Source organism: Salinivibrio sp. SS2, assembly GCF_001722075.1.
Classification (GTDB): domain Bacteria; phylum Pseudomonadota; class Gammaproteobacteria; order Enterobacterales; family Vibrionaceae; genus Salinivibrio; species Salinivibrio proteolyticus.
On record NZ_MEBP01000045.1, the window covers coordinates 20,266 to 28,999 of the forward strand.

An 8,734-nucleotide genomic window follows, 5' to 3' on the forward strand; every position below is an offset into this window, starting at 1 on the left:
ATGAGTGAGCAAGAAACTATCGTCGTCGGCAAGCTTGGCTCGTCATACGGCATTCGAGGCTGGCTCAAGATTTTTTCTTACACTGAAGAAGCTGAGAGCATTTTTGCCTACTCACCTTGGTTTATCCAGGTGCGTGGCGAGTGGCAACGTTTCGAGTTAGAAGACTGGAAGCGCCACAACAAAGGGTATGTTGCCAAGCTCAAAGGGCTGGATCAGCGCGAAGACGCGCAGATGCTGACCAATGCCGAAATCGCCGTTAGTGCTGAAGCACTGCCAGCGTTATCGGATGAAGAGTTTTATTGGCGTGAGCTGTTTGGCATGGACGTGGTGAATGCGAAAGGCTATCACCTCGGTACTGTGACAGACATGCTTGAAACGGGCTCGAACGACGTACTTGTCGTTAAAGCCAACCTGAAAGATGCTTTTGGCAAAAAGGAACGCTTAATTCCGTTCCTTGAAGAGCAGGTCATCAAGTCGATTGATCGCACTGCTCAACGGATCGAAGTTGACTGGGATCCTGGTTTTTAAACTCCAACAGTAAGCGAGCGGAAATATGTGGGTTGGCATTATCAGCCTTTTTCCAGAAATGTTCCGAGCCGTCACTGATTTTGGAGTCACGGGCCAAGCGGTTAAAAAAGGGCTGTTAAACGTCGAAACGTGGAATCCGCGTGATTTCACTCAAGACAAACATCGTACGGTTGATGATCGACCTTACGGCGGTGGCCCCGGTATGTTAATGATGGTTCAGCCGTTGCGCGATGCCATTCATGCTGCCAAACAAGCCGCAGGCGATAACGCGAAAGTGGTTTACCTCTCTCCGCAAGGGCGTAAGCTCGACCAAGCGGGGGTCGAATCACTGGCCAGCAATGAAAAACTTATTTTGATTTGTGGCCGGTACGAAGGGGTAGACGAGCGCATTATACAAACTCACGTCGATGAAGAATGGTCGGTGGGAGATTTTGTGCTCAGTGGGGGCGAGCTGCCCGCGATGACGTTAGTAGACGCTGTTGCTCGGTTTGTACCGGGCGTTTTAGGCGACATGGCGTCAGCAGAGGAAGACTCCTTTGCCAACGGGTTGTTAGACTGTCCACACTACACGCGTCCGGAGTTGTTAGATGGGTTGGCGGTACCAGAGGTGCTAAAATCCGGAAACCACAAGGACATTCGTCGCTGGCGATTAAAGCAATCGCTAGGTCGCACTTGGCTACGACGACCAGAGCTCCTGGAAAACCTAGCTCTGACTGACGAACAGGAATCACTACTTGCCGAGTTCATTAAAGAGCATCGAGCAAGTGCCGAATCAAATTGAGTTTCAGTTTATTCTAGGGTTATAGACAATGAGTAACATCATCAAGCAGCTCGAAGACGAGCAAATGAAAAAAGACCTGCCTGAGTTTCAAGCAGGTGACACTGTCCTAGTACAGGTTAAAGTAAAAGAAGGTAACCGTGAGCGTCTGCAGCCATACGAAGGTGTGGTAATTGCTAAGCGCAACCGTGGCCTGCACTCTGCATTCACCGTACGTAAAATGTCTAGCGGTGAAGGTGTAGAGCGTACTTTCCAAACTCACTCGCCAGTTATCGACAGCATTACTGTTAAACGTCGCGGTGCAGTACGTCGTGCCAAACTGTACTACCTGCGTGAGCGTTCTGGTAAGTCAGCTCGAATCAAAGAGCGTCTTAACAAGAAGTAATCGCTCCGGCGTTTATTGCTCAGAAAGCCCGTCCCGATGGACGGGCTTTTTTATTGTTCTCTTACAGTCAGGTCACGAAACCACTTAATGCCCGTCACGACCATTTAACTTGCTATGTTGCCACTCACTGAAAGAGCGCAAGACATAGACAAACAATAGGGCAAAATGGCATCTGTACCTTACTCACTGATTAGCAGCATCGCTGCGTATCGAGACGGAGAACGAGAATGTCCTGGTTTCTACTCTGCGTAGTGGCTTTGATCGCCGGCTACTTCACTTATGGCACCTTTATTACCAAGGTGTTCGGTCCTAAGCCCGAACAAGCGACACCCGCCATGAGCATGAATGATGGTGTGGATTACGTCCCGCTATCTGATAAAAAAGTTTATCTTATTCAACTGCTTAACATTGCAGGCCTCGGGCCGATTTTTGGTCCAATCCTCGGTGCCTTGTATGGGCCGGTGGCCATGTTATGGATTGTGTTTGGCTGTATATTTGCCGGTGCGGTTCATGACTATTTCTCGGGAATGCTGAGTGTCCGAGCAAAGGGTGCATCGGTTCCTGCGGTAGTCGGCGAGCACTTAGGTAACTTCGCGAAACACTTTATGAACTTCTTTGCGGTGTTACTCTTGATGCTGGTGGGCGTGGTCTTTGTCTTGGGCCCTGCCAAGCTGCTAGGTAGCTTATCGGCGATGAGTGTACCGGTATGGGTGGCGATCATTTTTGCTTACTATATCCTCGCGACTGTGGTACCGATCGATAAAATTATTGGCCGCTTCTATCCGTTCTTTGGCGCCTTATTGGTCTTTATGTCGGTCGGCTTGATGATTGGCTTGGCCGTGAGCGATCACAGCTTCTACAGCCAAGGGCTCGATTTTGCCACTAACTTCCATCCCACCGATCTGCCATTGTGGCCACTGCTCTTTATCACTATTGCCTGTGGGGCGGTGTCAGGTTTTCATGCCACCCAGTCGCCATTGATGGCGCGCTGCATGCAGAATGAAAAATCGGGTCGCTTTATCTTTTATGGCGCCATGATTGGCGAAGGTGTGATTGCGCTTATCTGGTGTAGCTTAGGATTAAGCTTTTACGAATCCACGGATGCGTTGAACCAAACGCTCGCCAATGGCGGTCCTGCCGCTGTGGTGCATGAGGTCTCTACGTCGCTCTTGGGCACCGTCGGGGGCATTATGGCGGTATTAGGTGTGATTGTATTGCCTATCACCTCAGGGGATACCGCGTTCCGTTCTGCGCGTTTGATCATTGCTGACTTTTTGAATATTCAGCAAAAGCCATTGATGAAACGTCTCCTGATTGCGATTCCTATGTTTGTGGTGGGTTACTTGATCACCAAGGCCGAGTTTGGCGTGATTTGGCGCTACTTTGGTTGGGCGAACCAAACCACGGCCATGATCATGTTGTGGGCCGCGGCAGCCTACCTAATTAAGCGTGATAAGCTGCACTGGGTCTGCACCATTCCAGCGATGTTTATGACCGCAGTCACCGTGACCTACTTAGCTAACGCCGACATCGGCTTTGGCTTACCGATGAACACAGCAACCATCATTGGCTTGGTAACAACGGTGGTGGCGAGTGTTGCGTTCCTCGTGGTCTATAAGCCGAACCCTCAGCTGATTGCTGACGAGCAATGATGCCATCCTAACCAATTGGTATTACAGCAATAACGCATAAAATGCGCTAAGATCAAAGCCTCAGCATTCGCTGGGGCTTTTTTGATCAAAAGGATGGTGGCATGAAACACGCGCTTTTTTCGTTACTGACTATTGTGCTGATGACGGGGTGTGCAGCGTCGACTACACAAGCGTTAGTGGATGAGCAAAACTGGTATGGACTGGGTGAGCAAGATGGCCAGCGCGGGCTACCACAGCGAACCTTAAACGACTTACGCACACTGGCGAACAAAGCGGGCGACCGTATGACCGCCAATTACCTCGACTACGAGCAAGGCTATATTCATGGCATTGACGCATACTGCAATCCTGCACATGCGTATCAACTCGGGTTGGATGGCAACCCCTATATGGGCGTGTGCGAAAGCCGACCCGGCTCACAGCGTTTTCGTATGGAGTGGCAACGTGGCTATAACGATTACCAAAGCCAAGCGAATAGCCAGTTTTACTAGCGCTAAAACCGGTGCCAGCATCAATTATGGGTAAGACCAAGCTTATCTTTCAGTGCCTTAAGATAACGTCGGCTTACCGGTACCGAATGAGCGGAGGCGGTCACCACCTCCGCGAGCCCATTATCTAACAGCCGGATCTCCCAAATGGCGGCAGGGTGCACCAAAAATTGTCGGTGGCAGCGCATTAAGGGCGTTTTGTCTTCCAAGACTTTCAAGCTTAAATGGGTGACGGATTCTCCATTGGCGGTGAGTAGTGTCACGCCAGTCACTGAGGTGCGTGCCACTTCGACGTCTTGGTGAGGCACTAAGGTAATCCGGTTATGGCCCGCACAAGGGAGCAGCTCCAGTGCGGGCGTGATCGCCTGATAGTCCTCTTGTCGATTTAACTCACGCGACAGTTTGTCGAGCGACTTTTTTAAGCGCGCGGTTTCGATGGGCTTGAGCAAATAATCAAATGCGTTGTCCTCAAAGGCTTGTACGGCAAACTCATCATAGGCGGTGACAAACACCACTTTGGGCATGGTCTCGGGGTCAAGCATCGCAAGCAGCTCAAGGCCGGTGACGCGAGGCATTTGAATATCTAAAAACACCACATCGGGGCGGGTGTGATTAATGGTTTTTAGTGCGTCGATAGCATTGTTGCACTGTCCAACCACCTCAACGCCGCCAAGCGCGAGTAGCTCATCTTCCAAGGCTTCACGTGCATACAATTCGTCATCCACGATTAACGCTCGAATCATGCCATGGTCTCCTTGTTTGGGGCAGTATCGGTTAATGGCAAGGTCACGGTGGCACGTGTCCAGTGATCATGCTGGCATGTCATTTTAAGCCCGTATTGTCCGCCGAATAATCCGCGTATCCGTTTATCGACAATACGAAGCCCCAGCCCAGCATGCTGTGCCGCTGGTTGATAGAGACCTGCATTGTCCTCGACTTGTAAATACAGGCATTCGCCTTCTTGCCAACCACGAATAATGATTTGACCGTCGGCCATTAATTGACTGATCCCATGTTTCACCGCGTTCTCAACCAAAGGCTGTAAGGTAAAACTGGGGATCACCGCGTGCAAGATAGCCGGATCAATCTGCTTTTCAACACTCATTCGATCGGCAAAGCGGGCATGTTCGAGTTCCAGATAGGCATCAAGATGATTCAGCTCTTGCTCAAGCGAGACGGTTTCGCGATTTTGTTTTAAGTTACTGCGAAAGAAGGTGGATAAGTGCTGGATTAACTGACGAGCGCGCTCTGGCTCGCGCTTGACCACCGCACTGATGGTGTTCAACGCGTTAAATAAAAAGTGAGGGTTCACTTGGGCGCGTAGCAAGTTTAACTCCGCTTGGGTCAGCAAGGTTTGCTGGCGCTGATAACGACCGGTTAAAATTTGGTTGGAGAGCAAACGCGCGATCCCTTCTCCCATGGTGACATTGATCGCCGAGAACAGTTTACGTTTTGGCTCATAAAGCTTTACCGTCCCTAGCACATAGCCATCCCCGCCACGTAGCGGGATCACCAACACAGAGCCCAGTTTGCAATGGGGAGACAGTGAGCAGCAATAAGGGGTATCCGCGCCGTCGATATAGATGAGTTGGTCATCCGCAATGGCACGTCGGGTATAATCGGACGCAATTGGGGTACCGGGTAAGTGGTGGTCATCACCAATGCCGGTAAAGGCGAGGATTTTCTCGCGATCTGTGATTGCCACCGCCCCCACGCCAGTTTCTTGCTGGATAATGGCGGCGACCTGTTCACTACTTTGTTGATTAAACCCGCTGCTTAAAATACCGACCGAGCGTTCAGCAATTTTAAGCGCTTTACTAGAAAACGCCGCGGAATAGCGTTCAAACAACGTCTTGCGATCAACAATAATGCTCATAAACATCGCGGCACCGACTGAGTTAGCGATCACCATGGGCGCAGCAATTGCGCTGACGAGCTCATAAGCACGACTAAAGGGTTCGGCGACGGCGAGAATGATGGCCATTTGTACCAGCTCTGCTACGAACGTCACGCTCAGGACCACAGTAGGGGAAAACAAACGGCTGGTTTGGTTGCGAGAGACCAAGTAGCGGTGCATTAAGCCACCAATCACGCCTTCTGCTGTGGTCGAGATCGCGCAGGCTAAATCTGTAAACCCTCCTAAACTATAGCGATGTAGTCCGCCCGTTAAGCCGACCAAAAAACCTACTACAGGGCCGCCAAGCAGACCGCCAAGCACGGCACCGATGGCGCGGGTATTCGCGATTGCGTCTTGGATGTGCAACCCAAAATAGGTGCCGAGAATACAGAAGCCGGAAAAAAGCACATAGCAGACACACTTGTGCGATAGCCGCCCAGAAATACTGAGCAGCGGCATAAACACAGGAGTTTTGCTCAGCAAATACGCGATCACAAGATACACGCTCATCTGCTGCAGCAATGAAAGCACTAACGCCATAACAATAAAAAGGGGTAACTAGAGTTCCCCGTTATAGTAACTGTTGGTGATAAAAGACTCTAATTAAAAATGCGTATGTAAATTAAAAATTACACCGTAATTTAAATGATACAGTTACTATTGCTTTTAAAATATGGGCTGGTATTGTCTATGTAAAACATAGTGAACATCTTTTAGGGCAAGGTCATGCAGCAAGATTCGGTAACCAATATCAACATTCGCGATGAACAAGTGCTACTCACACCAGAGCAACTTCGCGATCAATTTCCTATCGCCAAAAGCACCCGTGCGGCGATTAGTCAGGCCCGTCAAACCGTGGCAGATATTATCAACAAGCGTGATCACCGCCTGCTCGTGGTCTGTGGTCCTTGCTCAATTCATGATGTCGACGCGGCGAAAGACTATGCCCGTCGTTTGAAAGCCCTATCGGATGAACTGAGCGATCACTTGTTTATTGTGATGCGGGTTTACTTTGAAAAACCACGCACCACAGTGGGCTGGAAAGGGCTTATCAATGATCCACACTTGGATGGCAGCTTTGATGTTGAGTTTGGCTTAAAGCAAGCACGCAGTCTGCTCACTGAGCTTGCTGAAATGGGATTGCCGCTGGCCACCGAAGCGCTCGATCCCATCAGTCCACAATACATTGGCGATTTGTTTAGTTGGGCAGCCATCGGTGCTCGTACCACCGAGTCACAAACCCATCGTGAAATGGCGAGTGGCCTGTCGATGCCGATTGGCTTTAAAAATGGTACGGATGGCAATCTGGCCACCGCCACCAATGCGATGAAAGCGGCTGCTTCAGGGCACCGTTTTATGGGGATTAACCAAGCCGGCCAAGTGGCATTATTGACCACACAAGGTAACCCCAATGGCCATGTGATTTTACGTGGCGGCAAGCAAACCAACTATGATTCAGTCTCTGTGGCCGAGTGTGAGCAGCAACTGCGCGATGCTAACCTGACGCCATCGCTGATGGTCGATTGTAGCCATGCGAACTCTCGCAAAGATTACCGTCGCCAAACCTTGGTCGCTGAAGATGTGATCCACCAGATCAATCAGGGCAACCGGTCTATTATCGGTCTGATGCTAGAAAGCCATATCCATGCGGGAAATCAATCGGCGGATCTGCCCAAAGAAGAGATGGCGTACGGCGTCTCGATCACTGATGCTTGCATTGATTGGGCGTCTACCGAACAATTGCTGCGTCACACGCACCAAGCGTTGGCAACTTCTCTACAACAACGGATTCAACAGGACTAAATCATGGTGGCGGAACTAAGCCGACTGCGCGATCAAATCGATGATGTCGACAAACAAATGGTAACTCTACTCGCCAAACGACTGGCACTGGTTGCGGAAGTGGGAGAGGTAAAAAGTCAGCATGGCTTGCCCATTTATGCGCCTGACCGTGAAGCGGCCATGTTAGCGTCTCGACGAGCAGAAGCCGAAGCGCAAGGGGTGCCGCCCGATTTGATTGAAGATGTGCTGCGACGCACAATGCGCGAGTCGTACAGCAGCGAAAACGACTCAGGGTTTAAATGCCTAAACCCGGATTTGCGCCGCATCGTGGTGATTGGCGGAGAAGGGCAGTTAGGTCGCTTATTCGCACGCTTATTCCGCTTATCGGGCTATCAAGTGTCTGTGTTGGAGAAAAACGATTGGGACAACGCAGAGGCATTGCTCGCAGATGCCGGCATGGTGGTGGTCTCTGTGCCGATAGATGTCACCGAAACCGTGATTAGCGCCCTCCAGCAGCTTCCGAAAGACTGTATTTTGGCAGACCTTACCTCCGTTAAATCTGGCCCGCTACAAGCCATGTTAACGGCGCATCAAGGCCCCGTTGTGGGGCTGCACCCCATGTTTGGTCCTGATGTGGCTAGCCTGGCCAAGCAGGTCATTGTTTACTGCGATGGCCGCGAGCCAGAAGCCTACCAATGGCTGCTCGAGCAATTTCGTATTTGGGGGGCGGGACTACACAGGATCAGTGCTGTTGAGCATGATGAGGGCATGACGCTGATCCAAGCGCTGCGTCACTTTACGTCGTTTGTTTACGGGGTCCATCTGGCAGAAGAAAACCCCAACTTGGACCAGCTGACAGCGTTGAGCTCACCGATTTATCGCTTGGAGCTTGCCATGGTGGGGCGTCTGTTTGCCCAAGATGCAAGCTTGTATGCGGATATTATTATGTCCTCACCGCAAAACTTGGCGATGATTAAGCGCTTTTACCAGCGTTTTGGGGAAGCGATTGATTTGCTTGAACAGCACGACAAAGCCACCTTTGTCGATGCGTTTGCCCAAGTCGAAAACTGGTTTGGCGATTACGCGCCGCGCTTTTTACAAGAAAGCCAAGGCCTGTTGCGACAAGCCAACGATGCGACCCACCGCACCGCGACCTAGCTTATGTAAACCAGCCCACTTAGCATTAAAAAAGCCCACATCGTGGGCTTCAGATTGCTGACGAAC

Annotated in this window: 9 protein-coding genes; 7 read left to right on the top strand and 2 right to left on the bottom strand. The window is 50.8% G+C overall.

The genetic code is table 11. The annotated features are described in order from the left end of the window. The 5 genes from rimM to BGK46_RS02475 all read left to right on the top strand — a co-directional run bounded on the left by rimM (position 1) and on the right by BGK46_RS02475 (position 3,834). Positions 1 to 528 (top strand): ribosome maturation factor RimM, encoded by a 528-nt coding sequence (rimM, locus tag BGK46_RS02455; protein ID WP_069586883.1) that lies wholly within the window; start codon positions 1 to 3, stop codon positions 526 to 528. A gap of 25 nt (positions 529 to 553) precedes the next feature. Next, positions 554 to 1,309 carry a tRNA (guanosine(37)-N1)-methyltransferase TrmD gene (gene trmD / locus BGK46_RS02460; protein WP_069586884.1) on the top strand — a complete coding sequence of 252 codons (756 nt, stop codon included), beginning with the start codon at positions 554 to 556 and terminating at the stop codon, positions 1,307 to 1,309. A 28-nt stretch (positions 1,310 to 1,337) separates the two neighbouring features. Further along, entirely contained in the window at positions 1,338 to 1,691 is a 354-nt protein-coding gene (gene rplS / locus BGK46_RS02465) for a 50S ribosomal protein L19 (RefSeq protein ID WP_069586885.1), read from the top strand. Positions 1,692 to 1,918: 227 nt separating this feature from the next. Further along, entirely contained in the window at positions 1,919 to 3,343 is a 1,425-nt protein-coding gene (locus BGK46_RS02470) for a carbon starvation CstA family protein (RefSeq protein ID WP_069586886.1), read from the top strand. A 101-nt stretch (positions 3,344 to 3,444) separates the two neighbouring features. Beyond that, the gene (locus tag BGK46_RS02475) at positions 3,445 to 3,834 is read left to right on the top strand and encodes a DUF2799 domain-containing protein (RefSeq protein ID WP_069586887.1); all 390 of its coding nucleotides are present in this window, start codon (positions 3,445 to 3,447) and stop codon (positions 3,832 to 3,834) included. Between the two features lie 20 nt (positions 3,835 to 3,854). Here BGK46_RS02475 and btsR read toward each other — a convergent pair whose 3' ends face one another. Both btsR and BGK46_RS02485 read right to left on the bottom strand, forming a co-directional pair. Then, on the bottom strand, positions 3,855 to 4,574 hold the full coding sequence (btsR, locus tag BGK46_RS02480) for a two-component system response regulator BtsR (RefSeq protein WP_069586888.1): 720 nt from the start codon (positions 4,572 to 4,574) through the stop codon (positions 3,855 to 3,857). After that, complete coding sequence (locus BGK46_RS02485; RefSeq protein ID WP_069586889.1) at positions 4,571 to 6,268, bottom strand: sensor histidine kinase; 1,698 nt, start codon at positions 6,266 to 6,268, stop codon at positions 4,571 to 4,573. The genes btsR and BGK46_RS02485 overlap by 4 nt, the downstream gene beginning before the upstream one ends. Before the next feature lie 186 nt (positions 6,269 to 6,454). On the opposite strand from BGK46_RS02485, the gene BGK46_RS02490 reads away from it, so the two are divergent. Both BGK46_RS02490 and tyrA read left to right on the top strand, forming a co-directional pair. Continuing rightward, entirely contained in the window at positions 6,455 to 7,531 is a 1,077-nt protein-coding gene (locus BGK46_RS02490; protein WP_069586890.1) for a 3-deoxy-7-phosphoheptulonate synthase, read from the top strand. Positions 7,532 to 7,534: 3 nt separating this feature from the next. Continuing rightward, positions 7,535 to 8,668 (top strand): bifunctional chorismate mutase/prephenate dehydrogenase, encoded by a 1,134-nt coding sequence (gene tyrA / locus BGK46_RS02495; RefSeq protein WP_069586891.1) that lies wholly within the window; start codon positions 7,535 to 7,537, stop codon positions 8,666 to 8,668. The last annotated feature ends 66 nt before the right edge of the window (positions 8,669 to 8,734 follow it).

Coding starts and splice junctions, on each gene's coding strand:
- trmD (WP_069586884.1), top strand. CDS start 554: ATGTGGGTTGGCATTATCAGCCTTTTTCCAGAAATGTTCCGAGCCGTC.
- BGK46_RS02475 (WP_069586887.1), top strand. CDS start 3,445: ATGAAACACGCGCTTTTTTCGTTACTGACTATTGTGCTGATGACGGGG.
- rimM (WP_069586883.1), top strand. CDS start 1: ATGAGTGAGCAAGAAACTATCGTCGTCGGCAAGCTTGGCTCGTCATAC.
- rplS (WP_069586885.1), top strand. CDS start 1,338: ATGAGTAACATCATCAAGCAGCTCGAAGACGAGCAAATGAAAAAAGAC.
- BGK46_RS02490 (WP_069586890.1), top strand. CDS start 6,455: ATGCAGCAAGATTCGGTAACCAATATCAACATTCGCGATGAACAAGTG.
- tyrA (WP_069586891.1), top strand. CDS start 7,535: ATGGTGGCGGAACTAAGCCGACTGCGCGATCAAATCGATGATGTCGAC.
- btsR (WP_069586888.1), bottom strand. CDS start 4,574: ATGATTCGAGCGTTAATCGTGGATGACGAATTGTATGCACGTGAAGCC.
- BGK46_RS02470 (WP_069586886.1), top strand. CDS start 1,919: ATGTCCTGGTTTCTACTCTGCGTAGTGGCTTTGATCGCCGGCTACTTC.
- BGK46_RS02485 (WP_069586889.1), bottom strand. CDS start 6,268: ATGGCGTTAGTGCTTTCATTGCTGCAGCAGATGAGCGTGTATCTTGTG.